This window comes from Streptomyces colwelliae, from assembly GCF_048158785.1.
Taxonomy (GTDB): domain Bacteria; phylum Actinomycetota; class Actinomycetes; order Streptomycetales; family Streptomycetaceae; genus Streptomyces.
Genome location: NZ_JBLTJC010000097.1, coordinates 1 through 25,510, shown reverse-complemented (window position 1 = coordinate 25,510; position 25,510 = coordinate 1). Strand labels below are relative to the sequence as shown.

The 25,510-nt window shown below is 70.3% G+C and carries 28 protein-coding genes and 1 pseudogene; 10 read left to right on the top strand and 19 right to left on the bottom strand.

Annotation, left to right across the window (positions count from 1 at the left end):
• Positions 1-83 precede the first annotated feature (83 nt).
• The 8 genes from ACNFOC_RS21450 to ACNFOC_RS21415 all read right to left on the bottom strand — a co-directional run bounded on the left by ACNFOC_RS21450 (position 84) and on the right by ACNFOC_RS21415 (position 7,893).
• A complete protein-coding gene (locus ACNFOC_RS21450; RefSeq protein ID WP_416960707.1) occupies positions 84-605 on the bottom strand; it encodes a cupin domain-containing protein in 522 nt (173 codons plus the stop codon).
• 7 nt (positions 606-612) lie between these two features.
• Positions 613-1,827 (bottom strand): cytochrome P450, encoded by a 1,215-nt coding sequence (locus tag ACNFOC_RS21445; protein ID WP_416960706.1) that lies wholly within the window; start codon positions 1,825-1,827, stop codon positions 613-615.
• 7 nt (positions 1,828-1,834) lie between these two features.
• On the bottom strand, positions 1,835-2,899 hold the full coding sequence (locus ACNFOC_RS21440; RefSeq protein ID WP_416960705.1) for a type III polyketide synthase: 1,065 nt from the start codon (positions 2,897-2,899) through the stop codon (positions 1,835-1,837).
• A gap of 265 nt (positions 2,900-3,164) precedes the next feature.
• Entirely contained in the window at positions 3,165-3,401 is a 237-nt protein-coding gene (locus ACNFOC_RS21435) for a DUF6213 family protein (protein ID WP_366094196.1), read from the bottom strand.
• 25 nt (positions 3,402-3,426) lie between these two features.
• Positions 3,427-4,812 carry an NADP-dependent succinic semialdehyde dehydrogenase gene (locus ACNFOC_RS21430; RefSeq protein WP_416960704.1) on the bottom strand — a complete coding sequence of 462 codons (1,386 nt, stop codon included), beginning with the start codon at positions 4,810-4,812 and terminating at the stop codon, positions 3,427-3,429.
• 74 nt (positions 4,813-4,886) lie between these two features.
• Complete coding sequence (locus tag ACNFOC_RS21425) at positions 4,887-5,363, bottom strand: NUDIX hydrolase (RefSeq protein ID WP_416960703.1); 477 nt, start codon at positions 5,361-5,363, stop codon at positions 4,887-4,889.
• Positions 5,360-6,898, bottom strand: a complete 1,539-nt coding sequence (locus ACNFOC_RS21420; protein WP_416960702.1) for an ATP-dependent DNA ligase — start codon at positions 6,896-6,898, stop codon at positions 5,360-5,362. The genes ACNFOC_RS21425 and ACNFOC_RS21420 overlap by 4 nt, the downstream gene beginning before the upstream one ends.
• 29 nt (positions 6,899-6,927) lie before the next feature.
• Positions 6,928-7,893, bottom strand: coding sequence for an NAD(P)/FAD-dependent oxidoreductase (locus ACNFOC_RS21415; protein ID WP_416960701.1), 966 nt, complete (start codon positions 7,891-7,893; stop codon positions 6,928-6,930).
• A gap of 78 nt (positions 7,894-7,971) precedes the next feature.
• On the opposite strand from ACNFOC_RS21415, the gene ACNFOC_RS21410 reads away from it, so the two are divergent.
• The 6 genes from ACNFOC_RS21410 (at position 7,972) to ACNFOC_RS21385 (ending at position 13,399) form a co-directional block, all read left to right on the top strand.
• Positions 7,972-8,553 carry a helix-turn-helix domain-containing protein gene (locus ACNFOC_RS21410; protein ID WP_416960700.1) on the top strand — a complete coding sequence of 194 codons (582 nt, stop codon included), beginning with the start codon at positions 7,972-7,974 and terminating at the stop codon, positions 8,551-8,553.
• Positions 8,554-8,726: 173 nt separating this feature from the next.
• On the top strand, positions 8,727-9,704 hold the full coding sequence (locus tag ACNFOC_RS21405; protein WP_416960699.1) for an NADPH:quinone oxidoreductase family protein: 978 nt from the start codon (positions 8,727-8,729) through the stop codon (positions 9,702-9,704).
• Positions 9,701-10,906, top strand: a complete 1,206-nt coding sequence (locus ACNFOC_RS21400; protein WP_416960698.1) for an acyl-CoA dehydrogenase family protein — start codon at positions 9,701-9,703, stop codon at positions 10,904-10,906. Before ACNFOC_RS21405 ends, ACNFOC_RS21400 begins: the two co-directional genes overlap by 4 nt.
• Positions 10,903-11,976: an acyl-CoA dehydrogenase family protein gene (locus tag ACNFOC_RS21395; protein WP_416960697.1), complete on the top strand. Its 1,074-nt coding sequence runs from the start codon at positions 10,903-10,905 to the stop codon at positions 11,974-11,976. The genes ACNFOC_RS21400 and ACNFOC_RS21395 overlap by 4 nt, the downstream gene beginning before the upstream one ends.
• A 179-nt stretch (positions 11,977-12,155) precedes the next feature.
• Positions 12,156-13,019, top strand: a complete 864-nt coding sequence (locus tag ACNFOC_RS21390; protein WP_416960696.1) for a phosphatidylinositol-specific phospholipase C/glycerophosphodiester phosphodiesterase family protein — start codon at positions 12,156-12,158, stop codon at positions 13,017-13,019.
• Positions 13,020-13,204: 185 nt separating this feature from the next.
• Entirely contained in the window at positions 13,205-13,399 is a 195-nt protein-coding gene (locus tag ACNFOC_RS21385) for a hypothetical protein (RefSeq protein ID WP_026150825.1), read from the top strand.
• Positions 13,400-13,413: 14 nt separating this feature from the next.
• Here the strand turns inward: ACNFOC_RS21385 and ACNFOC_RS21380 are convergent, their stop codons facing one another.
• The 3 genes and pseudogenes from ACNFOC_RS21380 to ACNFOC_RS21370 all read right to left on the bottom strand — a co-directional run.
• Positions 13,414-14,565 (bottom strand): phosphodiester glycosidase family protein, encoded by a 1,152-nt coding sequence (locus ACNFOC_RS21380; protein WP_416960695.1) that lies wholly within the window; start codon positions 14,563-14,565, stop codon positions 13,414-13,416.
• A gap of 162 nt (positions 14,566-14,727) precedes the next feature.
• Positions 14,728-15,087: a DUF779 domain-containing protein gene (locus tag ACNFOC_RS21375; protein WP_318014885.1), complete on the bottom strand. Its 360-nt coding sequence runs from the start codon at positions 15,085-15,087 to the stop codon at positions 14,728-14,730.
• 128 nt (positions 15,088-15,215) lie between these two features.
• A pseudogene (locus tag ACNFOC_RS21370) lies at positions 15,216-15,338 on the bottom strand (ABC transporter permease); the annotation flags it as partial.
• A 138-nt stretch (positions 15,339-15,476) separates the two neighbouring features.
• Between ACNFOC_RS21370 and ACNFOC_RS21365 the strand changes: the two are divergent.
• Positions 15,477-15,992, top strand: a complete 516-nt coding sequence (locus tag ACNFOC_RS21365) for an SDR family NAD(P)-dependent oxidoreductase (RefSeq protein WP_416960694.1) — start codon at positions 15,477-15,479, stop codon at positions 15,990-15,992.
• A complete protein-coding gene (locus tag ACNFOC_RS21360) occupies positions 15,989-16,354 on the top strand; it encodes a nitroreductase/quinone reductase family protein (protein WP_416960693.1) in 366 nt (121 codons plus the stop codon). Before ACNFOC_RS21365 ends, ACNFOC_RS21360 begins: the two co-directional genes overlap by 4 nt.
• 116 nt (positions 16,355-16,470) lie before the next feature.
• Here ACNFOC_RS21360 and ACNFOC_RS21355 read toward each other — a convergent pair whose 3' ends face one another.
• Positions 16,471-16,965, bottom strand: coding sequence for a peptidylprolyl isomerase (locus ACNFOC_RS21355; RefSeq protein WP_416960692.1), 495 nt, complete (start codon positions 16,963-16,965; stop codon positions 16,471-16,473).
• Between the two features lie 245 nt (positions 16,966-17,210).
• Between ACNFOC_RS21355 and ACNFOC_RS21350 the strand changes: the two genes are divergently transcribed.
• Positions 17,211-17,837, top strand: a complete 627-nt coding sequence (locus ACNFOC_RS21350; protein ID WP_416960691.1) for a GntR family transcriptional regulator — start codon at positions 17,211-17,213, stop codon at positions 17,835-17,837.
• Between the two features lie 43 nt (positions 17,838-17,880).
• Here ACNFOC_RS21350 and ACNFOC_RS21345 read toward each other — a convergent pair whose 3' ends face one another.
• The 3 genes from ACNFOC_RS21345 to ACNFOC_RS21335 are packed head-to-tail and all read right to left on the bottom strand — an operon-like array spanning position 17,881 to position 20,451.
• A complete protein-coding gene (locus ACNFOC_RS21345) occupies positions 17,881-18,219 on the bottom strand; it encodes a cupin domain-containing protein (RefSeq protein ID WP_416960690.1) in 339 nt (112 codons plus the stop codon).
• Complete coding sequence (locus ACNFOC_RS21340; protein WP_416960689.1) at positions 18,216-19,007, bottom strand: carbon-nitrogen hydrolase family protein; 792 nt, start codon at positions 19,005-19,007, stop codon at positions 18,216-18,218. The genes ACNFOC_RS21345 and ACNFOC_RS21340 overlap by 4 nt, the downstream gene beginning before the upstream one ends.
• Positions 19,008-19,050: 43 nt before the next feature.
• On the bottom strand, positions 19,051-20,451 hold the full coding sequence (locus ACNFOC_RS21335; protein ID WP_416960688.1) for an MFS transporter: 1,401 nt from the start codon (positions 20,449-20,451) through the stop codon (positions 19,051-19,053).
• Between the two features lie 139 nt (positions 20,452-20,590).
• On the opposite strand from ACNFOC_RS21335, the gene ACNFOC_RS21330 reads away from it, so the two are divergent.
• Entirely contained in the window at positions 20,591-21,277 is a 687-nt protein-coding gene (locus ACNFOC_RS21330; RefSeq protein WP_416960687.1) for a DUF2848 domain-containing protein, read from the top strand.
• Between the two features lie 93 nt (positions 21,278-21,370).
• Here the strand turns inward: ACNFOC_RS21330 and ACNFOC_RS21325 are convergent, their stop codons facing one another.
• The 4 genes from ACNFOC_RS21325 to ACNFOC_RS21310 all read right to left on the bottom strand — a co-directional run bounded on the left by ACNFOC_RS21325 (position 21,371) and on the right by ACNFOC_RS21310 (position 25,440).
• Positions 21,371-21,898, bottom strand: a complete 528-nt coding sequence (locus ACNFOC_RS21325) for a hypothetical protein (protein WP_416960686.1) — start codon at positions 21,896-21,898, stop codon at positions 21,371-21,373.
• Positions 21,899-22,322: 424 nt separating this feature from the next.
• Complete coding sequence (locus ACNFOC_RS21320; protein ID WP_416960712.1) at positions 22,323-23,468, bottom strand: Gfo/Idh/MocA family protein; 1,146 nt, start codon at positions 23,466-23,468, stop codon at positions 22,323-22,325.
• A 77-nt stretch (positions 23,469-23,545) separates the two neighbouring features.
• The gene (locus ACNFOC_RS21315) at positions 23,546-24,694 is read right to left on the bottom strand and encodes a Gfo/Idh/MocA family protein (RefSeq protein WP_416960685.1); all 1,149 of its coding nucleotides are present in this window, start codon (positions 24,692-24,694) and stop codon (positions 23,546-23,548) included.
• Positions 24,691-25,440 carry a ThuA domain-containing protein gene (locus ACNFOC_RS21310; protein ID WP_416960684.1) on the bottom strand — a complete coding sequence of 250 codons (750 nt, stop codon included), beginning with the start codon at positions 25,438-25,440 and terminating at the stop codon, positions 24,691-24,693. The genes ACNFOC_RS21315 and ACNFOC_RS21310 overlap by 4 nt, the downstream gene beginning before the upstream one ends.
• Positions 25,441-25,510: the final 70 nt, after the last annotated feature.

Here is a 25,510-nt window from a genome sequence, read left to right as displayed (position 1 = left end):
CCCTTAAAGCACGCGTGTCTAACGGGTTTTTTAGGGGCGCGGGGAACTGCGCGACAAGCCCCCACCGGCCGGTGGGCGAACAACTACCGGTGTTTCAGGGGCGTCAGCTGCTCGATGTCATAACGCCCCCGCAACTCCTCGATAGCCGCATGATCCGGCGGCCCCCCACCCCCGAGAATCTCCAACAGCTCCTCGAAATACCGCTCGTGATCCGGCGGCGGAGACGCCTGGAAGAACATCTTCGCCGCCGTCTCCGTCGGGTTCGAGAACGCGTGCGGACACCCGGGCGGTACGACGATCACCGTCCCCGGCGTCGCCCGTACCACCCGCGTGCCCGAACTCGACTCCCACCGCTGCCAGTTGTCCGGCGTACGGATCCGCGGCTCGAAGGCGAGGACGTCCAGCTCGCCTTCGAGCACATAGAACAACTCCTCGCTGCGGGTGTGCACATGGGCCCCGACGTCGAACCCCGGCGGCACCACCACCTCGAAGGTCGACGCGGTCCGGGAGTGCGTGCCGGTCACCTTGAACGTCACGTGCTGCGCGGGTGTCTGTACGACCCGGCCGTGACCAGGCGGCACCAGAAGCCCCTCCGTCGCCGTCATCGACACCTCACCACGTCACCGGCAGCGCCTCAGGCCCGCGGATCAACGCGCCCTTCTTGAACGGCACTTGATCGGCCGGGACCGCGAGCCGCAGACCCGGCACCCGGTCCAGCAGCGCGTCGACCAGCAGCTCGGACTCCAGCCGCGCCAGCATGTTGCCGGGACAGAAGTGCGGGCCGAAGCCGAACGACACATGCGGGTTCGGACTGCGCGAGAAGTCGATCCGGTCCGGGTCCGGGAACACGTCCGGGTCCCTGTTCGCGGCCAGGTACGACACGTACACCGGGTCGCCCGCCCGCATCCGTACGCCGCGGATCTCCACGTCCTCCATGGCGATCCGGGACAGTCCGACCGCGTTGCGGTGCGGGATGTAGCGCAGCAGTTCGTCGATGGCCTGAGGCCTCAACTCGGGCACGGCGCGCAGTCGTTGGACGAGATCCGGGCGGGTCAGCAGCAGGTAGAACATCTGCCCGCTGTTGTTGGTGACCGCCTCGCCGCCGATCTGTAGCAGCACCGCCAGCCCGACGGCCTCCTCCAGGGTGATCTCCTCCCGGCCCACGGCGGCACCGAGCAGCGAGGCGACGTCCTCGCCGTCGCTGCCCTCCCGCAGACCGATGAGATCGGCGAAGTAGGCGCCCATCTCCTCCTTGGCCCTCTCGCTGACCTTGGCGCCGTGCGAGGAGGACAGGATGAGCTGCGTCCAGGTGTGCATGCCGTGCCGGTCGGCGGCCGGGACGCCCATCAGCTCGCAGATCACCGCGATGGGGAACGGGCTCAGCACGGTCTCGGTGAGATCGGCGGGAGGTCCGTCCTGGAGCAGCTCGTCGATCAACTCGTCGAGCAGCAGCCGGGATTGCTCCCGTACCCGCTCCACCCCGCGCGCCGTGAACGCCGGGGCCACCGAGCGCCGTAGCCGCGTGTGGTCCGGTGGATCGAGGAAGCCGACCGCGCCGCGGGCCGGGATGAAGTGCGGGGCGAGCCGGGTCACCGGCTGGTCCATCACCGCCTCGCGGCTGAACCGTGGATCGTTGGTGACCATCCGCACGTCGTCGTGCCGGGTGACCAGCCAGGCCCAGCCCTCGCCGTTGGGCAGCTTGATCCGGTTGACCGGACCCTCGCGCATCAGCTTGGCGAGGACCGGGTCGAAGTCCACCCCGGTCAGATCGAGGGCCGGCCAGGGCCGTACCGGGGGCAGGGTCTCGGTGAGCGTCTCGTCAGTCATGCCGTACTCAAGCCGTCTCTCGGTCGTCGCTGTGCCAGCGGCCCAGGGCCATCTCGGCGGTGATACCGGGTCCGAACCCGGCGAGCAGCCCGCGCGCCCGGTCTTCGGCGCCGCCCTCGTCGAAGAGCCGGCGCAGCGCGTCCAGGACGACGGCGCTGGCGATGTTGCCGTACTCGGTGAGGGTGGCCCGGCTGAACCGGAACGCGTGCGGGTCGACCTGAAGGAACTTGCTCAGGTCGTCGAGTATTCGCGGCCCGCCCGCGTGGACTATGTAGAAGTCCAGGTCGGCCGCGTCCCAGCCGTGCAGTCCCGCGAGGTCCTGGAGCGCCGGCGCGAGGGGCTCCATGGTGGCCGGCACCCGCTTGTCCAGCAGGAAGTGGAAGCCGGTGGCCCGGACGTCGTACATGATCCACTCTTCGGTCTTCGGGATCAGGTACGACCCGTTGCGCTCCAGCTGGATGCCCGTGCCGCCCCGCCCGCGCACCACGGCCGCGGCGATACCGTCGCCGAACAGGCCGTTGGAGAGCAGGGAGCCGATGCCGAGGTCGGTCGGCTGGTAGCACAGCGAGCAGAACTCGCAGGCGACGATGAGCGCGTTGGCGTTCGGGTAGGCCGTGCAGAAGTCGTGCGCCCGGTTGATGGCCGCACCGCCGGCCGCGCAGCCCAGCTGGGCTATGGGGATCTGGCGCGTGGTGGCGTCGAACGCCATCTCGTTGATCAGCCAGGCCGTGAGCGAGGGCATCATGAAGCCCGTGCACGAGACGTAGATGATCACGTCGATGTCGGTGGTGAGCAGCTCCGCCTCGTCGAGCGCGCGCTGCACGACCGACGGGACCCGGGCCTTCGCCTCGGCCGTGTAGATCCTGTTGCGGTCCTCGAACCCGGGGTGCTTCAGCGTCTCCTCGATGGGCTGCACGATGTGCCGGGTGCGCACACCGGTGTTCTCGATCAGCCGGAGGGCCAGCGGCAGGTTGGGGTGGTCCGCGTGACGGGAGCGCGCCAGCTCCAGCGTCTCCTCCATCGTGATCACGTGCTCGGGAACCGACACCGAGGGCTTGCACAAAGTCGCCATGAACCGTCCCTGCTTTCGCCTTCCGGAAGGCCTTCGCCCGCCGGTCAGAAGGTGGTTCACCTCAGAGGGTGGTGCACCCACGATCACCCGGGAGGACGACGATCTCGCGGTGGACTACTCCAATTCAGGGACCCGCTCATAAAGACGGGATCAGTAAATCCTGTGAAAACAGAAGGGGAGCAACCTCTGGACCAAGGCTCAGCGCAACCCCGTAGGGGCGCGGGGAACGGCGCGACCAGCCCCCACCGGCCGGCCACTCAGCAAACTACGACCCGCCCCCACTGCTATGCGCAATGCAAGCAACGTCAATCCGGTCGGCAAGCTTCGCCAGCTCAATGGTCAAAGCGGCAACCGTATCCTCGTCGAGCCCTTCATCCCCGGCCTCGACAAGATGCAGCCACCGCCCACCCACGGTCCGCAAAAGCTTGCTGACATCCGCGGCAGCCACCTGCAAGGTCCCGCGGTCGTCGACGATCAGAGGCAGAGTCACTTCGCGGTTCACAGAGGGGATCGTAGCCGCGGAACGCTCACGCTCCGTGCCATACCGTGGTGATGTTGCAGAACTCGCGGATTCCGTGCCCCGACAGCTCCCGCCCGTACCCGGACCGCTTCACCCCGCCGAACGGGAACGCCGGATGGGACGCGGTCATCCCGTTGAAGAACACCCCGCCGGCCTCCAGGTCGCGTACGAACCGCTCGACCTCGGCCTCGTCCCGCGTCCACACGCTGGAACTCAGCCCGAACGGCGTGTCGTTGGCGAGGAGCACGGCCTCGTCGAGGTCGGCGACCCGGTACAGCGTGGCGACGGGTCCGAACGCCTCCTCGCGGTGGATGCGCATCTCGCGGGTGATGTCGGTGAGGACGGTCGGCGGGTAGTACCAGCCGGCCCCGTCGGGCCGCTCACCGCCGCACAGCACGGTCGCGCCGCTCTCCACCGCGTCGTCGACGAGTTCTTCCAGATCGCTACGGCCCTGCTCACTCGCGACCGGTCCGACCTCGGTCTCCTCCTCCAGCGGATCACCCACCGTGAGCGCCTTCATACCCGCCACGAACCGCTCGGTGAACGCGTCGAAGACATCCGTGTGCACGATGAACCGCTTGGCGGCGATGCACGACCGCCCGTTGTTCTGCACCCGTGCGGTCACCGCGATCCGCGCGGCCCGCTCGATGTCGGCGGACGGCATCACGACGTACGGGTCGCTGCCGCCCAGTTCCAGCACCGTCTTCTTGACCATGTCCCCGGCGACGGACGCGACCGCGCGCCCGGCGGGTTCGCTGCCGGTGAGAGTGGCCGCCTTGACCCGCTCGTCGCGCAGGATCTCCTCGATCGCGCCGGAACCGACCAGCAGCGTCTGGAAGGCGCCCTCCGGGAAGCCCGCGCGGTGGAACAGGTCCTCCAGGTAGAGGGCGGTCTGCGGGACGTTCGACGCGTGCTTGAGCAGGCCGACGTTGCCCGCCATCAGCGCGGGCGCGGCGAAGCGGATCACCTGCCACAGCGGGAAGTTCCACGGCATCACCGCGAGCACCGGGCCGAGCGGCCGGTAGCGCACCAGGGCCCGTGAACCGCCCGAGTCCTTGACGTCAGCCGCGACGGGTTCCTCGTCGGCGAGCAGTTGCTGCGCGTGGTCGGCGTACCAGCGCATCGACTTCGCGCACTTGGCCGCCTCCGCGCGGGCCTGCTTGACCGGCTTGCCCATCTCGGTGGTCATGATCCGGCCGATGTCCTGCTGGTCCTCGTCGAGCAGGTCGGCGGCCCGGTGCATGAGCCGCGCGCGCTCGGCGAAGGTGGACGTCCGGTAGGTACGGAACGTGGCCTCCGCGAGCTGGAGCCGGCGCTCGATCTCCTCGTCACCCATGGCCTCGTACGTCTTGAGCGTCTCGCCGTTGGCCGGGTTGACCGTCGCGATGGGCATGGCTGACCTCCTGGAGCGGGCTGTGCTTCGACCTTCCCGCGTGGTGCGGGCGGCCGCAACGCGTGCAGAGTCGCTCAGTCCGAGTGCTCCGCCAGCCGGTCGAGAAACATGGCCTGTGCTGTGACGATGACGGTCCGCGCGCGTTCGAGGGCCAGCCACTCCACCCGGTCCAGCTCCGGGAACTCCTGGACCTGCCCGGACTTCGGCGGCCACTCCATCCGGAACGTGCCGGGAACCATGGCCGCCGGATCCAGATCCGCCTCGATCGCCCACGCGGTGACGACTTTCCCGTTGCTCTGCCGCACCTCGCCGAGCCCGATCGCCTCACCCTCGGGCGGCGCGAGCCCCAGCTCCTCCTGGAACTCACGCCGGGCCGCGTCCCAGGCGGTCTCGTCGGGCTCGTACTCGCCCTTGGGCACACTCCACGCCCCCGCGTCCCGTCGCGCGAAGAACGGGCCACCCATATGGCCGAGCAACACCTCCAGCCCGCGATCGGTGTGCCGGAACAACAACAGCCCGGCGCTCCGCTTCCCCCGCGCGTCCGCACTCACGGCTTCACCTCCGGATGCGCCGCCAACAACGTCTCCACCGAGTCCGCCTCCTCCGCCCGCTTGTCCTCGCGATACCGCACGACCCGCGCGAAGCGCAGAGTGACCCCTGCCGGATAGCGGGTCGACTTCTGTAGACCGTCGTACGCGATTTCTACGACGAGTTCGGGCCGTACGGTCACCACGTGGCCGTCGCTCTCCACGGCCAGTTCCTGGAGGCGCTCGGTCTGCCAGGTCAGCATGGCGTCTGTCATGCCCTTGAAAGTCTTGCCGAGCATCGCGAAGGAACCGTCCGAACCGCGGGCGCCCAGATGGAGGTTGGAGAGCTTGCCGGTGCGGCGGCCGTGCCCCCACTCGGCGGCCAGGACGACCAGGTCGAGAGTGTGGACGGGCTTCACCTTCAGCCAGGAGGCACCCCGGCGGCCTGCGCTGTAGGGGGCGTCGAGGCCTTTGACCACGACCCCCTCGTGACCGCGTCCCAGGGTCTCGGCGAGGAAGGCCTCCGCCGCCGGGACGTCCTCGGGGCCGGACACGAGCGTGCGGCGCACCCGCATCGGTTCGGGCACCAACCGGGCCAGTTCCGCGTGCCGTTCGGCGAACGGCAGGTCGAGCAGATCGCGGCCGTCGACGGACAGCGCGTCGAAGAACACGGGGGACACGGGCACCGTCTCGGCGGCCGTGGCCACGTCCACCCGGGAGCCGACCCGGCCCGCCGTCTCCTGGAAGGAACGGGGTCGTCCGTCCGCGTCGAAGGAGATGACCTCACCGTCCAGGATGAACCGCTCGCCGCTCAACTCCAGCGCTGCGGCGGTGAGTTCGGGCAGACGGTCGGTGATGTCGTCGAGGGTGCGGGTGTAGAGCCGTACGACATCGCCGTCGCGGTGGACCTGGACGCGGATGCCGTCGAGCTTCTCCTCGACCGCGCAGGCACCCAGCTTCTCGACCGCCTCGGCGACGGAGGAGGCGCTGTGCGCGAGCATCGGCAGGACCGGGCGGCCCACGGTCAGCCGGAAGCGGTCGAGGGAGGTGGGGCCGTCCGCGAGCAGGGCCTCGGCCACCGTCTGGAGCGAACCGGCCAGCATCACGGCCCGTCGAACGTCCGTGGCGGGCGCGCCCGTTGCCTCGGCCAGCCCTTCCACGGCGACCGCGTCCAGCGCGCCCTGCCGGACCTCGCCGGTGATCAACCCGAACAGGAAGCGCTGCTCGTCGGCGGTGGCCGCGCCCATCAACTCGCCCACCAGACGGGCGCGTTCGGCCTGCGAACCGGCGCCCGACACCTTGCCGAGGGCGGTGAGCCGGGCGTCCACCTCGCCCACGGTGAGGGTGGGGTCAGAGGCCGGTGCGACCTGCTGGCTCAGTACCTTCCAGCCGATGCCGAGCCGCCCCTGTGGCAGGCGGCCCGCCAGATACGGGATGACGATCGGGACGTCGTCGGCCTCCGCGTCCCGGAAGAGCTCCGCGAGCAGGGCGATCTTCCGGGACCGCGCCGAGGTGGCGGCGACCTCCTGGGACACATGCGCGAGCCGGGTCAGCAGCATGCAGCCATCGTGCAACGGAGGCGGGCGGTCTACACCCGGACGGCCGCGTCGAGGTCGGTCATGAGCAGTTCCCCGTTGATCGTGGCGCCGGCCCGGTATCCGGCGGAGGCCGCGTTCACGACCTGCTCCGCGAAGCCCATCGCGTTTCCGACCGCCCACACGCCGGGCACGGTCGTCAGACCCGTCGGGTCGACCACGGGGTACGCGCCGAACGGGGTCTCGTGCAGCTCGGCGCCCAGCTTCTCCAGCAGGCCCGTCTGCGGGACGGGCCGAGGGGCTACGAACAGGGCCTCACGGGCGTGCGTGGTGCCCTCCGCGAGGCGGACGCCGGTGAGGCGGTCGTCCTCGACGGTCAGTTCCGCGACCTCGCCGGGGACTACGGCGACCCCGGCCGCGGCCAGCCTGCGCAGGTCGTCGTCCGTCAGCTCGGACTCGGCGACCGTGTGCAGGAACAGGGTCACGTCCTTGGACCACTGGGAGACCATCAGCGCCTGGTGCACGCTCATCGGTGTCGTCGCGAGCACACCGAAGGCCTGGTCACGAACCTCCCAGCCGTGGCAGTACGGGCAGTGGATCACGTCCCGCCCGAAGCGCTCGGCGACTCCGGGGACGGCGGGCAGTTCGTCCTTGAGCCCGGTGGCGATCACGAGCCGGCGCGCGTGCACGGTCTCCCCGCCGGCCAGCGCTACGGCGAAGCCCGCGCTCTCGTCTTTGCTCTTCGTGACGTCCACCGCGCGGTCCCGGACGAGGTCGACGCCGTAGCGCGCGATCTCCTCGCGGCCCAGGGCGAGGAAGTCGGCGGGTGACATGCCGTCCCGGGACAGATAGCCCTGCATGTGCGCGGCGGGCGTATTGCGCGGCTCGCCGGCGTCGACGACCAGCGTGCGGCGCCGGGACCTGCCCAGGACCAGGGCGGCGGACAGGCCGGCCGCGCCGCCGCCGATGACGACCACTTCGTAGGTCCCGGTGTCTGTCCCCGTATGGGTCTCGGTCATGGTGACCACCTCCACCCCGAAGGTCGCCCCATCCCTGCCGTATTGACAAACGCGTTTGCCGAAACTGCAATATCGGTCATGAACGACGACACGGACGACGTACTCGCGGAGGTCGGCCCGAGGCTGCGACGGATCCGCAAGGAGAAGGGCGCGACGCTCGCCGGGCTGTCAGAGGCGACCGGCATCTCGGTCAGCACGCTGTCGCGCCTGGAGTCCGGGCTGCGCAAGCCCAGCCTGGAGCTGCTGCTGCCGATCGCGCGGGCCCATCAGGTGCCGTTGGACGAGCTGGTGGGCGCGCCGACGGTCCGGGACCCCCGGGTGCGGGCCGAACCGATCGTCCGAGGCGGCCGCACCCACTGGCCCCTGACCCGCCAACCTGGTGGCCTCCAGGCTTACAAGGTCCTGGAACCGCAGCGGAAGGTCGAGCCGGATCTCCGGACCCATGAGGGCTACGAGTGGCTGTACGTGATGTCCGGGCGGCTGCGACTCCTGCTGGGCGAGCACGACGTGGTGCTGGGGCCGGGGGAGGCCGCCGAGTTCGACACCCGGGTACCGCACTGGTTCGGCTCGACGGGGGAGGGCCCGGTGGAATTCCTGAGCCTGTTCGGCCCGCAGGGGGAGCGGATGCACGTACGGGCACGTCCCAAGAAGGCTCAGTAGAAGCGCCCCGAAAGGGGCGCGGGGAACTGCGCGACCAGCCCCCACCGGCGCGCGGTAAAAGAACTATCCGAACCCACCGGACCGTGACGAACGTGACGGTTCCCTGATCGGCAAGCGACCGCTTAGTATGCAACCGACCCCGGTCAGACAGAGCAGTCCCGTGGAGGCCCCGCATGCAGGCATGGCAAGTGCACGAGAACGGCGAGCCGAGTGAGGCGATGCGCCTGGCGGAGGTGGAACGGCCCACGCCGGGCGAGGGCCAAGTCCTGCTGAAGGTGCGCGCCGCGAACATCAACTTCCCGGACGTCCTGATGTGCCGGGGCCACTACCAGGTCAGGCCCCCGCTCCCGTTCACCCCGGGTGTCGAGATCTGCGGCGAGACCGAGGACGGCCGCCGCGTGATCGCCAACCCCGCGCTGCCGTACGGCGGTTTCGCCGAGTACGCCGTCGCGGACGCCGCCGGTCTGCTGCCCGCCCCCGAGTCGCTGGACGACGCCGAGGCCGCCGCGCTCCACATCGGCTACCAGACGGGCTGGTTCGGCCTGCACCGGCGCGCTCACCTGGAGGCCGGCGAGACCCTGCTCGTGCACGCCGCCGCTGGCGGGGTGGGCAGCGCGGCCGTACAGCTCGGCAAGGCGGCCGGTGCCACCGTCATCGGTGTCGTCGGTGGCGCCGAAAAGGCTGTCGTGGCACGGGAGTTGGGCTGCGACGTCGTGATCGACCGGCGTGCCGAGGACGTCGTCGGCGCCGTCAAGGCGGCCACCGGCGGGCGCGGTGCCGACGTGATCTACGACCCGGTCGGCGGCGACGCCTACACGCAGTCCACGAAGGTCGTCGCCTTCGAGGGCAGGATCGTGGTCGTGGGCTTCGCGAGCGGGACCATCCCCAGCCCCGGCCTCAATCACGCCCTGGTGAAGAACTACTCGATCCAGGGCCTGCATTGGGGCCTGTACGCCACCAAGAACCCGAAGCTGATCCTCGACTGCCACGAGCGGCTGACCGAACTGGCCGCGCGCGGCGCCATCAAGCCCCTGGTGAGCGAGCGCGTCCCGCTGGCCGGTGCGGCCGCCGCCATGCAGCGGCTCGGCGACGGTGTCACCACCGGCCGGGTCGTCGTCGTACCGTCCTTGGAGAACGGAGCCGCCGTATGAGCGAAGAGATCACGGGAGCGGCCTCGGCCGCGGCCGAACTGCGCCGCCGCACCCAGGAGTTGCTGGCCGCGCACCCACCGCTGGAGACCGACCGGCTCGACTTCCTCAAGGCCCGCTTCGACGCGGGACTCGCGTGGGTGCACTATCCCGAGGGCCTCGGCGGGCTGGGTGCCCCTCGTGCTCTCCAGGCGGTCGTGGACGCCGAGTTGGAGGCCGCGGGCGCTCCCGACAACGATCCGCGCCGGATCGGCATCGGCCTCGGCATGGCCGCGCCGACGATCCTGAAGTACGGCACGGAGGAGCAGAAGCAGCAGTTCCTGCGGCCCCTCTGGGTCGGCGAGGAGGTCTGGTGCCAGCTCTTCAGCGAGCCGGGCGCCGGGTCCGACCTGGCCGCGCTCGGCACGCGTGCCGTCCGTGAGGGCGACGACTGGATCGTCAACGGGCAGAAGGTGTGGACGTCCAGCGCCCATCTCGCCCGCTGGGCCATCCTCATCGCGCGCACCGACCCGGACGTGCCCAAGCACGCCGGCATCACCTACTTCATCTGCGACATGACCGACCCCGGCGTCGAGGTCAGGCCGCTGCGCCAGATCACCGGCGAAGCCGAGTTCAACGAGGTCTTCCTCACCGACGTCCGTATCCCCGACGCCCACCGCCTCGGCGAGATCGGCGACGGCTGGCGGGTCGCGCAGACCACACTGATGAACGAGCGCGTCTCCATCGGCGGCATGCGCATCCCGCGCGAGGGCGGCATGATCGGCCCGATCAGCAAAACCTGGCGCGAACGCCCGGAGTTGCGCACGCACGACCTCCACCAACGCCTCCTCAAGCTCTGGGTCGAGGCCGAGGTCGCCCGGCTCTCCGGCGAGCGGCTGCGTCAGCAGCTCGTCGCGGGCCAGCCCGGCCACGAGGGCTCCGGCATGAAGCTCGCCTTCGCCCGCCTCAACCAGGAGATCAGTGGCCTGGAGGTCGAACTCCGGGGCGAGGAAGGCCTGTTGTACGACGACTGGACCATGCGACGTCCGGAACTGGTGGACTTCACCGGCCGCGACGCCGGTTACCGCTACCTCCGCTCCAAGGGCAACAGCATCGAGGGCGGGACCAGCGAGGTCCTGTTGAACATCGTCGCCGAGCGCGTCCTGGGCCTGCCGGCCGAGCCGCGCACCGACAAGGACGTCGCCTGGAAGGACCTCGCGCGATGACGGATCTGCTGTACTCGGAGGAGGAAGAGGCGCTGCGCGCCGCCGTCCGGGACCTGCTCACCGACCACTGCGACGCGGCGGGCGTCATCGCCCGCACCGAGTCGGACGCCCCGCACGACCTGTCGCTGTGGAAGTCCCTCGCCGACGGCATGGGCCTCGCCGGCCTCCTGGTGCCCGAGGCACAGGGCGGCCAGGGCGCCACACACCGCGAAGTCGCCATCGTACTGGAGGAGTTGGGCCGCGCGGTCGCCCCCGTCCCGTACCTCACGAGCGCGGTCGTCGCCACCGAGGCACTCCTCGCGTGCGACGCGGACGACCTTCTTGCTGAGCTGGCCTCGGGGCGGAAGATCGGCGGCCTCGCCGTCTCCCTGAGCCTTGCTCCGGGCGGCGCCCACAAGGCCGTACGGCAGGAAAACGGCTCCCTGTACGGGGAGTTGACCGGCATCGCGGACGCGGCCGCCGCCGATGTGTTGCTGGTGCCGGGTGCGGACGGCGGGCTGTACGCCGTCGACGCGGGCGCCGTGACCGTCGTACCGCAGGTGTCCCTGGACCTGACACGGCCGTTGGCGCGCGTGGTGTTCGACGGAGCCGCGGGGCGCCGGATCGGGGACGCCGAACCCGCCGTACGGCGTGCTCTGCGGGCCGGGGCCGGGCTGCTCGCGTCCGAGCAACTGGGCGTCGCCGACTGGACGTTGACGGAGACCGTCCGGTATCTGAAGGAGCGCAAGCAGTTCAACCGGCCCGTCGGTGGGTTCCAGGCACTCAAGCACCGGCTTGCCCAGTTGTGGCTGGAGGTCGTCAGTCTGCGGGCCGCCGCGCGCAATGCGGCCGACGCCCTCACGACCGGTGACGACACCGACGTGGCGGTCGCCGTCGCGCAGGCCTACGCGGCGTCCGTCGCCGTCCACGCCGCCGAGGAGGCCGTCCAGTTGCACGGCGGCATCGGCATGACGTGGGAGCACCCCGCCCACCTCTACCTGAAGCGCGCCAAGGCCGACTCGATCGCCTACGGCACGGCGGGCGCCCATCGCGAGGCGCTGGCGGAACTGGTCGATCTGCGCGCCCCCTGACCACCGGTCGGCCATGAGGTGAAGCCCGTCCCACCTGGGGCGGGCTTTTCCGTGCGCCCTCGCCGAAGGAGTGAACAAGCGAGGGCGGTCCGGCCAACTCCTGGCATGTACAGGTTCGTTGGAGGCCTCGCAGCCTCATACTCCCTGTGGTTCGAACCCGCCCCACAGGGAGGAACACCATGGCCCTCATCACCCGTCGCAGAGCCCTCACCGCGCTCGGCGCCACCGTCACGGCCGTACTCGCGCCGCCCGCGGGCAGCGCCTTCGCCGGTGAACAAGGGCACCGCCCGCGCCCGTTGTGGCGCGCCCACGCCCACAACGACTACGAGCACCCCCGGCCGCTCTTCGACGCCCTCGACCACCGCTTCGGCAGCGTCGAGGCCGACATCTTCCTCGTCGGCGACCAACTGCTCATCGGTCACGACGCGACCGAACTCGATCCGAGCCGCACGCTCGAATCCCTCTACCTCGACCCGCTCTCCGCCCTCGTGAAGGCCAACCACGGCTCGGTGTACCGGGGTTGGCGCCACCCGCTCCAACTCCTGATCGACATCAAGACCGAGGGTTCCTCGACGTACCTCGAACTCGACCGCCATCTCCAGCGCTACAAGCACCTGTTCACGACCTACGCCCACGGACGCGTCCACCCGGGCGCCGTCACCAACGTCATCTCCGGCGACCGCGCGGCCCGCATCCCCATGGAGGCACAGACCGTACGACGTGCCTTCTACGACGGCCGGCTCACCGACCTCGGCAGCTCGGCGCCCGCCTCCTTCATCTCACTCATCAGCGACAACTGGCAGACCAACTTCACCTGGCTCGGCGACGGCCCCTTCCCCGAGGCCGAGCGGCAGAAGCTGCGCGCCATCGTGAGGCAGGCGCACGCGGCCGGGCAGACCGTACGGTTCTGGAACACCCCGGACGTGGCGGGTCCGGCCCGAGACGCGCTGTGGGGCGAACTGTTCGCCGCCGGTGTGGACTTCCTCAACACCGACGACCTGGCCGGGCTGGAAGCGTTCCTGGACGCACGCCGCACGGCGTGACACCACATGTGGTGACGACACATGTGGTGACGCCACATGGCGTGACCGCGCATGTGGGGACACCACACGGACGGTCACCACACGTTCGGGGGACACGTCAGTAGCCCGGACGAACCCTCCGCTACGCCACACTTGCGGCCGAACGCCGCGAACCAGACATGGCGGCGTGGCGGAGGAGGGTGACGATGGCCATTTCCATCTCTGTGGTGCTGCTGCTCCTGATCCTTGCGGTGATCTTCATGCGCAGCGGCGGGCTGAAGCTCTCCCACGCGCTGGTCTGCGCACTGCTCGGGTTCTTCATGGCGAGCACCAGCATGGCTCCCACGATCCACAGCGGCCTCACGGCCACCGCGGATCTGGTGAGCGGGCTGCATCCGTGAGATCAGGTGATTGGTCAGTTGGCTGAGAAGACCCCGACACCGTTCGGTACGGGACGCTCGGCGCCGCCGCTGGGATGGTTCCGTACCGTGACGGCGCCCGCGCCGGACGCGCGGGCGACCAGGGTGGTCGAGCCGCCGCCGTCCAGGCTGAAGGCGTCGGCCGAGCCCAACTTGCGCATCTGGGTGGCGACTTCGGCGATCGTGAGACCGCTGCGGTAGGCGACCGCGCCGTCCGTCGCGAACAGCAGCAGACGGTGACCGCTGTCGGCGATCCCCACGGCGGTGCGTACGGCCGAGGTCGTGTCGTCGAGACCGGCCAGCGGCCGACCGCCGCGCAGGACCGGGTAGCCGCCGAGGGCGAAGCGGTACGGAACTCCGGATCTCGACGCCACGAGACGGTGCCGCACCTGAACCCGCTCGCCCTTGAACAGCTTGCGCAGTCGCTGCGCGCCTGCCTCACGGCCGACGAGGACGGTGGTGCCCGCGGCGATGGCACCGGTGCCGGGGGTGTTGGACACCGACACGACACGGCCCCCGCGCACGGTCACCTCATAGGTGTCCGCACTACAGGCGCCGGCCCGGTTCGTGTCCGTGCCACATGTGGAACGCACCCGGGAGACGCTGCCCCACTGTGTGGTGAACGCACCGATGGAGTTCTCCGGCAGCGCGTACTGATTGAACCCGCCGAGCGCCAGCCGCCCCTCCGGGGTGCGGACCGATCCACTGAGGTTGAGGCTGTCCAGCCGGGCCACCCGGTCGACACCCACACCGAGTACGTTCCGGGTGTTCGTGCCGGGCGGCAGCTCGGGCCCGAAACGCTGGCCGTCCGGCACCGCCGCCTTGAGCGCGACACCGCTCGCGATCGCCGGTCCGTCGGTGGAGCCCGTGGCCTCGACGCCCGGGTGCTGGGTCTCGGTGATGTTGAAGAAGTCACCGTTGACGCCCGCGACGGCGCCCGCCGAGTCGGCCAGCCGGGAGACGGGCTCGCGGGCCGCCACCGCTCCGGGGTACAGCAGGTTGACGCGCACGTGGGTGTTGCGCAGGTCCACGGCGACCACATGGGCGTGGGTCACACCCTTGGCCGCCGTGATGTCGAACTGCTGGTACGTGACACCCGGCGCGAGCCGCGTGGTGCCCGGTACGGCGCCGGCCGGTGCCGCCCCCACCAGGGCCGCACCGGCCAGCGCGCCGAATGCCGTGAGATGTGTGAGTACGGATCTGCCTGCCCTTAAACGGTTTTGACGGTGCGTCACAGGGTCCCCTGATGTCTCGTCAACTCTCTCAAGTCTCAGGGGAAGTGCAGCAGATGACGGTGACCGGCGGGGCTGCTAGGCGCCGACTACACGGGAACGAGTGAGAAAACGCACCCCCTCGGGTGCTTCCAACGAGAAACCGCTGCCGCGCCCTGCTACGACGTCCACGATCAGCCGCGTATGGCTCCACACCTCGTACTGACTGCGCGAGATCCAGAACGTCACGGGCTCCGGCACGCCGTCGACCGCCAGCTCGGCGAGCAGCACGTCCGAACCGCCGGTGCGGAACTCGCCCTCCGGGTAGCACATGGGCGCACTGCCGTCGCAGCAGCCGCCGGACTGGTGGAACATCAACGGGCCGTGCTGTGCGTGGAGTTGGCGCAGTAGATCGGCTGCGGCGGGGGTGAGTTCGACGCGCGGGGTGGTGTCGTCCATGTCAGCCGTCCCAAGGAGCCGGATGCGGATGCGGATGCGGGTGGTGTGCGTTGTGTGGGTGACCCAGCGCATCACACGCAAGGTTGCGAGAGGGTTGCGTGCCGGCCGGCCGGCGGCAGCGAGCCGAGTACGGCGACGGCGACACCGGCGAGTCCGAGCAGCACGACCGAGGAGACGACCATCGTCACGGTCTGCCGGGGCGTCATACCGGGCGCCTTGTGGATGCCGAGGTCGTGGACGCGTCCGCGCGTTGCCCACGATCAGTTCCGACATGAATGGGCCACGGCGTCATCCTTGAGATGTAGCCGACGGATGTAGGCGGCCCGTCCGGTGGAGAGCACCTGGATCCCCAACCGGGCCTGGACCGGCTGGACGCGCTGATCAGCCGCATGCGCAGTGCCGGCGTGCCGGTCGGACTGACCGTCTCCGGAGCGCCCCGCCCCCTCCCCGCCGACATCGAACTCGCCGCCTACCGCGTGGTTCAGGAGGCCCTGACCAACACCGTGCGCCGCGCAGGAGGGGGAGTCATCGTCAACGTCGCCTCGACCATGGGCCTGGGCGGCACGGCTCACTACGCGCCGTACGTCGCCGGCAAGTGGGCCGTGCGGGGCCTTACCCAAACGGCGGCACTCGAACTCGGCCGCGACCACATCAGGGTGAACACCATCCACCCCGGCGTGATCTCGACCTCCTTCATCCACGAACCAGCGGCCGGCGCAGTCGCGGCAATAGCCGACTTCTACTCACCCGAGCCGTTCGCTGTCCCCCGGCTCGGGGAGCCGACCGACGTCAGCCGTCTGCTCCTGTTCCTCACGTCATCGGACGCGTCGTTCATCACGGGGTCGGAGTACGTCATCGACGGTGGACTCCTCCTCGGCCCCGCCCTTCAGGCCGAGACCGCGTGAGCACTCCAGACACGACCGGGTCGAACGACTCCGCGCGGGACGCGTCTTTGTCTCACCTGCCCGACCACATCCGACGAGCCATCGAGACCACCCCCGCCGCGGGCATCGGAGAACGGATCATCGACATCGCGACGCGGGGGCGCCGCACCGGCCGAGCGCGCCGCATCGAGATCTTCTTCTACCGAGCCGCGGGCGCCACTTACCTGTGCAGCGGCGCCGGCGGTGCCGCGACCGACTGGCATGCGAACCTTCTCGCCGATCCCGGCTTCACCTTCCACCCATCGGCCGTGATCCCGGATCCCTCGACAGATGACCTGCTCCCAGGGACTGGGGTGCCGCCTCGACACTCGCCGCAATCGTGAGGGGGGAGTGGTCGAGGCTGTGGATTGGCCTGCTTGCCCGGAAATGCCGCGGGCCCCGAGGACGATGCTTCGTCCTCGGGGCCCGCGTACGGAATTGCGCTGTTCCGGTGTCTGGCTCAGCCTTCGATGACGCCCGACGCGGCGATCTCGATCTTGGCCTTGGTGGCGCCCGACTGCGAGCCCAGGGACTCGATCTTGTCGATGATCTCCGTGCCCTCGACGGCCTCGCCGAAGACGACGTGCTTGCCGTCGAGCCACGAGGTGACGACGGTGGTGACGAAGAACTGCGAGCCGTTGGTGTTGCGGCCGGCGTTCGCCATCGACAGCAGGTACGGGCGGTCGTGCTTCAGGGTGAAGTTCTCGTCAGCGAACTTCTCGCCGTAGATGCTCTTGCCACCGGTGCCGTTGTGGTTGGTGAAGTCACCGCCCTGCAACATGAACTGCGGGATGACGCGGTGGAAGCCGGAACCCGCGTAGCCGAAACCGTTCTGCCCGGTGGCCAGCTCGCGGAAGTTGCGGGCGGTCTTCGGGACGACATCGTCGAAGAGGTTGAAGACGATGCGGCCGGCGGGGGCGCCGTCGATGGTGATGTCGAAGTAGACGTTGCTCATGGTCAATTCTGTCACTTTCGGTGTGTTGCACCCTCTGCCTGGCGTGGCCGTGTGCCGGACGCCAGGCCGTTACGTCAAAGGGCTCTGATCGGAGTCCAGTCCGTCGAACTCTATCCACAGAGCAGAGCTCCCGCGTCGGCGCAGGCTCCCGCGGCAGGGTGCGGGCCGGTCCCCAGGGCTCTGTTGGGCGGGAACGTGCGTGGTAGCGTCGGTATACAAACTGTATGCGAGGTCTGGGGGTTGCCGTGGCGTCCGGTCGGGAGAAGGCCTACGCGTATCTCAAGGACACGGTGCTGACGGACCCCGAGATGCAGGGGGCCTTCCTGTCGGAGCAGGAGCTGGCCGATCGTATCGGTGTCTCCCGCACCCCCATCCGCGAGGCGCTGCTGATGCTCGCCGCGGAGGACCTGGTCGAACTCGTGCCCAAGCGCGGTGCCCGGGTGGCGCCGCTGACAGGGCGCGAGGTCCGGGAGCTGATGGAGCTGCGCGGGCTGGTCGAGCGGTATGCCGCCGAGCGGCTGGTCGCGACCGGGCGGGTGCCCCTGGAGGAACTGCGCTCCCTGCTGGACCAGCAGCGCGCGCTCACCGGCGCCGAGGAGACCCGGGAGTTCATCGCCGTGGACCACCGCTTCCACGCGTCCCTGGTGTCAGCCGTGGGGAACACCCTTCTGGACCGGCACTACGACGGTCTGCGCAGCCGCCAGGTCCGTGCCGGAGTGGTCGCCGTCTTCAATCAGCAGGGCCGGCAGAAGGCGGTGCTCGACGAGCACGAGGCCATCGTGGACGCCCTCGCCGCCGGTGACGCGCAGGCCGCGTGCGCGGCCATCGACCACCACCTGCAGTCGACTCTCAGGGTGCTCCTCGACGGCTGAGCCCCCCGCTGCCGGGGGACGTGCGCTCTCGCGCCCGCCCGGATCAGGGGTAGGTGATCACGAGCATCGTCACGCCGTCCGCCGAGGTCCACGGCCCGTGCGGCATGCCCGGAGGACGGCAGGCGTACATGCCCGCGGTGAAGGTGCGGTCCAGCGTCAGGTCGTGCAGCGCCCCCTCGACGAGGTACACCTCCTCCCATACGTCGTGCAGGGCCACGCCCGCGGCCGAGGTGTCCGTGCCCGGCGCCCAGCGGACGAGCGCGGTGCGCCGGCCGCTCTCGGGGTCCTCGGCCAGGACGCACTCCTCGACGCCGGGTCCGGCGCCGACCGGTGGGCGCCAGGGTCCGTCGGGGCGGTGGAACTCCAGCTCGGGCCCGCTCATCGCCACACCTCCGGCCGCCGGTTCGCCAGTACGGACGTCTTCTCGCGGACCGCGCCGACCTCGTCGACGTCCAGGTCCGTCACCAGCAACTCGGGCTCCGCACCGAGGGATGCCCGTACGGTCCCGTCCGGGCCGACGACCAGGCTGTGCCCGATGCCGGTCGGCACCGGGCCCGGACCGGTGCCGGGATCGGCCTGGCCGACGGCGGCGACCCAGACGGTGGCGTCCAACGCGCGGGCCCGCACCAGCAGTTGCCACTGGTCGAGCTTGCCGGGACCGGCACCCCAGGAAGCCGCCAGCAGGGTGCCCACCGCCCCGGCGTCGGCATGCGCCCGGAACAGCTCCGGGAAGCGGACGTCGTAGCAGGTGGCCAGGCCCAGCCGGATTCCGTCCACGTCGATCACGGCGGGGCGGGAACCCGGGGCCACGCTCTCGGACTCGCGGAAGCCGAAGGCGTCGTAGAGATGGATCTTGTCGTACGACTCCTCGACGCCGGGGCCGGTGGCCAGCAGGGTGTTGGACACCCGGCCCTCGTCGGCCGGGGTGAACATGCCGGCAACGACGACCGTGCCGGTCGCGCGGGCGATCTCGCGGACACCGTCGGCCCACGGTCCGTCGAGGGGCTGGGCGAGCGGGGTCAGTGGTGTGCCGAAGCAGGCCATCGTCGCCTCGGGGAAGACGACGACGCGGGCTCCGGCGTCCGCGGCGCGGCGCGTCCACTCCTCGACGAAGCGCAGGTTCTTCTCGGGGTCGGGGCCGGTGGTGAGCTGGCTGAGGGCGATCCGCATGGGGCGGGACCTCCTTGTGAGTGTCGGGGCTCGGCGGCTGTTGTCAGTGGGGGAGCGGGGCGTCCGCGGTGGCCCGGGTCTTCGGCGCGGAGAGCTGCTCGTCCTCGTCCACGGCGGCCTCGGGGTTGCGGCCCAGGAGGACGCCGACCAGGGAGATCGCGGAGGCGAGGGCGATGTAGAGGGCCAGCGGTACCCAGCTGTCGTAGGCGCTCAGCAGGGTGGTGAACAGGAGTGGGGCGATGGCGCCGCCGATGATGCCGGCCAGGGTGTACGCCAGCGAGGAGCCGGTGTAGCGCAGGCGGGGTGAGAACTGTTCGGCGATGAAGGCGGCCTGCGGGCCGTAGAGGCAGCAGTGGATCACCAGGGCGACCAGGACTCCGGCGGCGAGCGGCAGCCAGGAGCCGCCGGCGGCCATCGGGAAGAACACGAACGGCCACACCGCGGCGGCGATCGCCGAAATGCCGTACAGCAGGCGGCGGTTGACGCGGTCGGAGAGGGCGCCGGCCAGGGGCATCAGGAAGACCTGGACCGAGGAGCCGATGAGGACGGCCGCGAGGGCGGAGCCGCGCGACATGTCGAGTTCCTGGGTGGCGTAGGTCAGCACGAAGACGGTGAACATGGCGTACAGCACGTCGGGGCCGACCCGGCAGAGGATCGCGGCGGTGAGGGCGCGGGGCTGGGTGGTGAAGACCTCGCGGATCGGGGTCTGGGGGCGGGACTGTTCGGCTTCCATCGCCTTGAAGACCGGGGTCTCCTCCAGCTTGGCGCGGATCCAGAGCCCGAAGCCCACCAGGACGCCGGACAGCAGGAACGCCACACGCCAGCCCCACGACTCGAACTGCGCCTCGGTCAGCAGGGCGCCGAGGGCGGCGAGCACACCGTTGGCGAGCAGATTGCCCGCGGGCGGGCCCACCTGTGCGGCGGAGGCGTAGAAGCCCCGGCGGCGGGAGTCGCCGAACTCGCTGGACAGCAGCACCGCGCCGCCCCACTCGCCGCCCACGCCGACGCCCTGGGCGAAGCGCAGCACGACCAGGGCGATCGGCGCGGCCACGCCGATCGTGCCGTAGGCGGGCAGCAGGCCGATCAGGAAAGTGGCCACGCCGATCAGCACGAGGGTGGCGATCAGCACCTTCTTGCGGCCGATCACATCGCCGAGCCGACCGAAGGCGAAGCCGCCGAGGGGGCGGGAGAGGTAGCCGACCGCGTAGGTCGAGAACGCGAGGAGTGTGCCGGTGAGCGGGTCCTCGGAGGGGAAGAACAGATCGCCGAAGACGAGGGCGGCCGCGGCGGAGTAGACGGCGAAGTCGTACCACTCCAGGGCCGTGCCGGTGAGGCTCGCGACGAAGGCGCGGCGGACGCCGGAGCGATTCGCCGCGGTCCTGCTGTGCGCGGCGTCGGTGTCGCTCCGCGGGGCGACGGCGTCGCTCTTCGGGGTGTCGTGCATGGGGCCCATCCTTGCTCGGGGACATCGACCTTCCGGCATACTTCTTGTATACAGGTCGTATGCGCAAGCCCTGCGCCGGAAGTTAACCGCGGAGAAATCAGGATCCGCGGACCGTTCCCCGAACTCTGGGAGTGCCCTCATGGCCCTGCTGACCTTCGAACTGCCCGACGGATCGACGCGCGATGTCGATGTCGTGCAGGTCCTCAACGCCGGGTACGCCGGGCGGAGCCAGGACGATGTCGCCGCGCACGTCGCGGAACTCGCCGAGCTGGGTGTGCCGGGCCCGTCCGTCACGCCGGCGCTCTACCCCGTCTCCCCGTACCTCGCCCAGCAGACCGAGCGGGTCGCGGTCCAGCACGGCCGTACGTCCGGCGAGGCGGAGTGGGCGCTGGTCGTGGCGGAGGGCGGGGAGTTGCTGCTGACCGCCGCTTGCGATCACACCGATCGTGAGCTGGAGGTGCACGGGGTGGCGTGGAGCAAGAACGCCGGCCCCGATGTCCTCGCCCGTCGCGCCTGGCGGCTCGCGGACGTGGAGTCCCGCATCGACGAGATCACGTTGCGTGCCTGGGTCAGCCACGCGGGCACGGAGACCGAGATCCAGACCGGCACGCTCGCCGAACTCCTCACCCCGGCCTACTGGGTTGACGTTCTGCGCTCCCGCGGCGAGCTGATCCCCGGGACTGTCCTGATCTCCGGGACCATTCCGATGGCTTCGGGTGTCGACCAGTTCGCGGACGGTTGGCGCGTCGAACTGGGCGACCCGGCGGGCGGGGACGCGATCAGCCTCGCCTATGACGTGCGGCCGATGCCGGAGCCGATCGGCTGAGGTGGCTGACGCGGCTGGCGCGGCTGGCGTGGCTGAAGGGGGCCGGGGTCTGGGCCTAGGCCCGGGTCCTTGTTCGGCCAACTGCGGGCAGTGCTAGGGGAAATACAGCGCGGCCTTCTCCAGGACGTGCCCCGTGAACATCCCGCCGTACATGCTTCCGCCCCGGTACATGGTGACCCGGGTGACTCCCGATCCCGACGTCTCCACGGTGATGGGCCGCCCGATCAGGGACGTTCCGAGGACCCGGGCGTCCTGGGCGGCCCAAGTCCGCGCGGCCGGCTGGGCGTTGCCGGTGATCAGTGCGGGCAGTATCAGCGCGGCGTTGCGGGCGCCGGCGAGGCCGCCCCGCAGGCTCTTCGCGTAGTCCAGGGCCCACCCGGTGTACTCGGTCAGCAAGGCCTGGTCGACCTCGGGGACCGAGGCGGCGAGGACGAACAGCTCCGCCTTGGTGCCGAACCACCGTGCCTTGCGGTCCGCTCGGCTGCCGATCGTCACCGGGCGGTCGCGCCAGGCGGTCGCGGTCACCAACGACCCGTCGGCGGCGAGTCGTTCACGGAGTCCCGCCAGGTAGGAGTCGGCCGCGCCGGTCGCCGACGCCGCGCCGTTCTGATGTTGAGTCATACGGGGATCTTCCGTCACATCAAGGCCGGGGAACAGGGGATTCCTCGATTTCGGCTGCTGGGCTCCTGGTTGTTGCCGGGCTGGCGTGCGGTCCGTATGCGGGGAGTGGCTCGGCGCGGCCAACGCGGGGGTGGGGTATGGGAGTTGATGCCCGGGGCCCGCGTCGTTTCGGTCAACGCCTTGGGTGTAACTCGAGCGAAGGACGCCGGCCTCAGAGGGCGGCAACGTCTACCTGGCCGGCGTGAACCCGAAGGACGTCGGGGCCATTCGCCGACAGGACGGCCAGGTCCAGATCACCGTCGGCGGCACGTGGTTCGCGGTGGGTCCGACCGGAGAGAAGGCGACGAGCTGAGCGGATCCCCGCTCTCTCATGACGGACCCCACTCATCAGCTCATCAGCGGGCGGCTGCCGCGTGCCATGTGGTCAGCCGACGCTTGTCCAGCGAGAGAAGTCCGCGGCGCTGCGCTCGACGGCCCGCATGACGTACTGGACCCGCAGGCCATCGGCGAACGACGGGCGCGGTTCGCTTCCGTCGTCCGCCACCGCCGTCAGGAAGTCGTGGACCTGGTGGACGAACGCGTGCTCGTAGCCCAGGCCGTGACCGGGCGGCCACCAGGCACCCAGGTAGGGATGCGCGGGCTCGGTGACCAGGATCCGGCGGAATCCCGCCTCCGTCTCCGGGCCGTCGGCGTCGTACAGGAGAAGCTCGTTCATCGACTCGAAGTCGAAGGCGACCGACCCGCGTGAACCGTTCACCTCGATCCGCATCGCGTTCTTGCGTCCCGTGGCGAAGCGCGTCGCCTCGACCACGACGAGTCCGCCCCCTTCGAGCCGGCCGGTGAACGCGGTCGCGTCGTCGACGGTCACCCGCCCGCGCTGTTCCCCGGCCCGCGCCGAGAGCCCGCTGGATTCCGTCGGCAGGGGGCGCTCGGTGACGAAGGTGGCTTGTGTCGCCGACACCCCGGTGAGCCGCTCGCCGGTCAGGTGCTGGAGCAGGTCGATGACGTGCGAGCCGAGGTCCCCGAGCGCGCCGGAACCGGCCCGTTCCTTGCGCAGCCGCCACACCAGCGGGAACTCGGGGTCGACGATCCAGTCCTGGAGGTACTGGGCCCTGACGTGCCGCACCTCGCCGATCCGGCCCTCGGCGATCAGCCGCGCGGCGTGCGCCAAGGCGGGCACGCGCCGGTTGTTGAAGCCGACCATCGACCGGACGCCGGACTCGGCGGCGACCTGCGCGGCGGCGGCCATGCGCTCGGCCTCCTCGACCGTGTTGGCGAGGGGCTTCTCGCACAGCACGTGTTTGCCGACGGCCAGCGCGGCGATCGCGATGTCGGCGTGGGAGTCGCCGGGTGTGCAGATGTCGACGACATCCACGTCGTCGCGTCGTACCACCTCCTGCCAGTCGGCCGCCCAGTCACCCCACCCCAGCCGCTCGGCGGCCCGCGCCGCACCCTTCGGGTCACGGCCGCAGACGACGGTCATGTCGACGTCGAAGGGCAGGTCGAACACCCGGGGCGCGGTGCGCCAAGCCTGGGAGTGCACGGCTCCCATGAACGAGTGGCCGATCATCGCCACCCCGAGGCGGGGGCGGCCGGGAGCGGGGTCGGGTGAAGGGCTGGGCACGGGGTCTCCGTATCGGTAGGGCGTCAGGCGGACGCGGCTGCGGCTGCGGGCGGTGTCCGGTGCGGGGCGAGGGCGCCGCGGACCGATGGCCAACTGGCAAGGGCCGCACGGACGTTGGGACGGTCCTCCTCGCGCAGCGCCGTCGCGTACGCCTGGTCGAGGACGTCGTCGACGAGTACGCGCTGTCCGGTCCGGGCCGATTCCACCGCGGCCTCGACCATCGCCAGGCTCATGGTGTTCTCGTGCACCTCACCCATGGACGTGCTGCCGGTCCGCAGCGACTCGACGAAGACCCGCAGCGCTCCGGCGATGTCGGAGTACGGGGAGCGGGGCCGCTCGGCGGGTTGTACGTCGGCCACGAGCACGGGCTCGTTGTCGCCGTCCCACTGCGCCGAGCCCTTCTCGCCGCTCGCCCGCCACACTCCGTTCCACGAGGTCTCGGCGCCCGGAGAGCACCAACTGCCGTTGTACGCATAGCGCGTACCGCCCTCCATCTCGAAGACGGCGCTCGCGGCGGCGTCGCCGTCGTACCAGCTCCACGGCGGGTTGTACGCCTGGCAGTAGGCGGAGACCGGGTCCGCGCCGAGCAGGAAGCGGGCCGAGTCGAAGGCGTGGATCGCCATGTCGATCAGCAGCGGGTACGCCATCTCCTCGCGGAAACCGCCCATGTGCGGAGCCTTGAAGAACTCGGTTGTCAGCGTGCCGATCGCACCGAGGTCCCCCAACATGCCGCGCAGGGCGAAGAGTTGGGGGTTCCAGCGCCGTGACTGGCTCACCATGAACAGTTCGCCGCTCACCTCGGACGCGGCGGCCAGGGACAGGGCGTGGGCCAGGGTGTCGGCGATCGGCTTCTCGCCGAGGACGGGCAGCCCGGCGAACAACGCGGCGGTGGTGACGGGGTGGTGGGCCACAGGGACCGTCACGTTGATGATCGCCTGGGCGCCGGTGCCGGCCGCGAGCGCGACCGCGTCGGAGCCGACCGGCAGGTCCGGCCGGCCCAGATCGGTGGCGGACCGCCGGGCCGCGTCCAGGTCGAGGTCGACGATGCCGGCGAGTTCGGTCTCGGGCGCGGCGGTTACGGTGGTCAGCCACTGCTGTCCCATGGAACCGGCCCCGACCACCAGCACGCGCAGGGGGTTGTCGGGCCCGCAGAGGATGGTCCGGTGGGTCATCGGAGCGGCCCCGAGTAGTCCACGCCGTTGAAGAAGTCGTCGGTGTCGTAGCGCAGCAGTACCGGGTGGCTGCGCTCGGGCCGGTCTGTACGTGCCCACTGGACGCCGTTGGCGATCACCCGGCGGATGTCCTTGTTGTGGTAGACGGGGTAGTCCTGGTCGCCGGGGCTGAAGTAGAAGATCCGGCCGTGGCCGCGGCGGAACGTGCAGCCGCTGCGGATCACCTCACCGCCCGTGAACGAGCTGACGAACACCAGCTCGTCCGGGACGGGGATGTCGAAGAACTCCCCGTACATCTCGTCCTCCTCGACGACGAGCGGATGCGGAACTCCCTTGGCGATGGGGTGTGTTGGGTTCACCGTCCACACCAGTTCGCGGTCGTGCTCGTTGCGCCAGCGCAGGGTGCAGCTGGTGCCCATGAGCTTGACGAAGATCTTCGACCAGTGGCCGGAGTGCAGGACCACGAGGCCCATGCCGGACAGCACGTGCCGGTGCACGCGTTCCACGACCTCGTCGGACACCTCGGCGTGGGCGGCGTGTCCCCACCAGGTGAGGACGTCGGTCGAGGCCAACACCTCTTCGGTCAGGCCGTGTTCGGGGTCGTCCAGTGTCGCGGTGCGTACGGCGCAGGCGTCGCCGAGGTTCTCCTTGATGCCCGCGGCGATCGTGCTGTGCATGCCCTGCGGGTAGATCTTGGCCACGTGCTCCTCGATCTTCTCGTGGCGGTTCTCCCCCCACACGGTCACGCGGATCGGGGCCGGGGCCGGCCGAGGTCCTCCCACAGGACATGGTTCACCGCGCTCGCGTAGTCCTAGG

Coding starts and splice junctions, on each gene's coding strand:
- ACNFOC_RS21410 (WP_416960700.1), top strand. CDS start 7,972: ATGAACGACGACACGGACGACGTACTCGCGGAGGTCGGCCCGAGGCTG.
- ACNFOC_RS21445 (WP_416960706.1), bottom strand. CDS start 1,827: ATGACTGACGAGACGCTCACCGAGACCCTGCCCCCGGTACGGCCCTGG.
- ACNFOC_RS21330 (WP_416960687.1), top strand. CDS start 20,591: ATGGCCCTGCTGACCTTCGAACTGCCCGACGGATCGACGCGCGATGTC.
- ACNFOC_RS21340 (WP_416960689.1), bottom strand. CDS start 19,007: ATGCGGATCGCCCTCAGCCAGCTCACCACCGGCCCCGACCCCGAGAAG.
- ACNFOC_RS21440 (WP_416960705.1), bottom strand. CDS start 2,899: ATGGCGACTTTGTGCAAGCCCTCGGTGTCGGTTCCCGAGCACGTGATC.
- ACNFOC_RS21400 (WP_416960698.1), top strand. CDS start 9,701: ATGAGCGAAGAGATCACGGGAGCGGCCTCGGCCGCGGCCGAACTGCGC.
- ACNFOC_RS21390 (WP_416960696.1), top strand. CDS start 12,156: ATGGCCCTCATCACCCGTCGCAGAGCCCTCACCGCGCTCGGCGCCACC.
- ACNFOC_RS21415 (WP_416960701.1), bottom strand. CDS start 7,893: ATGACCGAGACCCATACGGGGACAGACACCGGGACCTACGAAGTGGTC.
- ACNFOC_RS21420 (WP_416960702.1), bottom strand. CDS start 6,898: ATGCTGCTGACCCGGCTCGCGCATGTGTCCCAGGAGGTCGCCGCCACC.
- ACNFOC_RS21345 (WP_416960690.1), bottom strand. CDS start 18,219: ATGAGCGGGCCCGAGCTGGAGTTCCACCGCCCCGACGGACCCTGGCGC.
- ACNFOC_RS21395 (WP_416960697.1), top strand. CDS start 10,903: ATGACGGATCTGCTGTACTCGGAGGAGGAAGAGGCGCTGCGCGCCGCC.
- ACNFOC_RS21315 (WP_416960685.1), bottom strand. CDS start 24,694: ATGACCCACCGGACCATCCTCTGCGGGCCCGACAACCCCCTGCGCGTG.
- ACNFOC_RS21430 (WP_416960704.1), bottom strand. CDS start 4,812: ATGCCCATCGCGACGGTCAACCCGGCCAACGGCGAGACGCTCAAGACG.
- ACNFOC_RS21385 (WP_026150825.1), top strand. CDS start 13,205: ATGGCCATTTCCATCTCTGTGGTGCTGCTGCTCCTGATCCTTGCGGTG.
- ACNFOC_RS21355 (WP_416960692.1), bottom strand. CDS start 16,965: ATGAGCAACGTCTACTTCGACATCACCATCGACGGCGCCCCCGCCGGC.
- ACNFOC_RS21450 (WP_416960707.1), bottom strand. CDS start 605: ATGACGGCGACGGAGGGGCTTCTGGTGCCGCCTGGTCACGGCCGGGTC.
- ACNFOC_RS21375 (WP_318014885.1), bottom strand. CDS start 15,087: ATGGACGACACCACCCCGCGCGTCGAACTCACCCCCGCCGCAGCCGAT.
- ACNFOC_RS21335 (WP_416960688.1), bottom strand. CDS start 20,451: ATGCACGACACCCCGAAGAGCGACGCCGTCGCCCCGCGGAGCGACACC.
- ACNFOC_RS21365 (WP_416960694.1), top strand. CDS start 15,477: ATGCGCAGTGCCGGCGTGCCGGTCGGACTGACCGTCTCCGGAGCGCCC.
- ACNFOC_RS21320 (WP_416960712.1), bottom strand. CDS start 23,468: ATGATCGGCCACTCGTTCATGGGAGCCGTGCACTCCCAGGCTTGGCGC.
- ACNFOC_RS21325 (WP_416960686.1), bottom strand. CDS start 21,898: ATGACTCAACATCAGAACGGCGCGGCGTCGGCGACCGGCGCGGCCGAC.
- ACNFOC_RS21405 (WP_416960699.1), top strand. CDS start 8,727: ATGCAGGCATGGCAAGTGCACGAGAACGGCGAGCCGAGTGAGGCGATG.